Origin of the sequence: Sphingomonas sp. Leaf38 (genome assembly GCF_001421825.1) — a bacterium.
Taxonomy (GTDB): Bacteria; Pseudomonadota; Alphaproteobacteria; order Sphingomonadales; family Sphingomonadaceae; genus Sphingomonas.
Genome location: NZ_LMLD01000013.1, coordinates 336 through 579 on the forward strand (window position 1 = coordinate 336; position 244 = coordinate 579).

The following is a 244-nucleotide window of genomic DNA, read 5'->3' on the forward strand; positions in this document are numbered from 1 at the left end:
TGCATCGATCCAAAAGCCGAGGTCCGATGCCGCTGATGCTTCGATCATTCGACCAGCACGTGCACATGATGCCAGGCGGTGCACAGATAGCCGGCGAAGTTCCACATCGTATCCGGCCGCTCGGGCTGACCCTGTCCAGTCTCGTCGAAGGCGCGCACGCCAAGGTGCTGGCGCCCCTTGGCGAGCGTGGCGTCGAGGGTCCAGCGCCGCCAACCCCAGTGCGCCTCCGGATCATCGGTGAACG

General features: G+C 65.2%; 1 pseudogene. It reads right to left on the reverse strand.

Going from position 1 to position 244, the window contains the following annotated elements:
* Window positions 1–44 precede the first annotated feature (44 nt).
* Window positions 45–244: pseudogene (locus ASE88_RS19680) on the reverse strand (molybdopterin oxidoreductase); the annotation flags it as partial.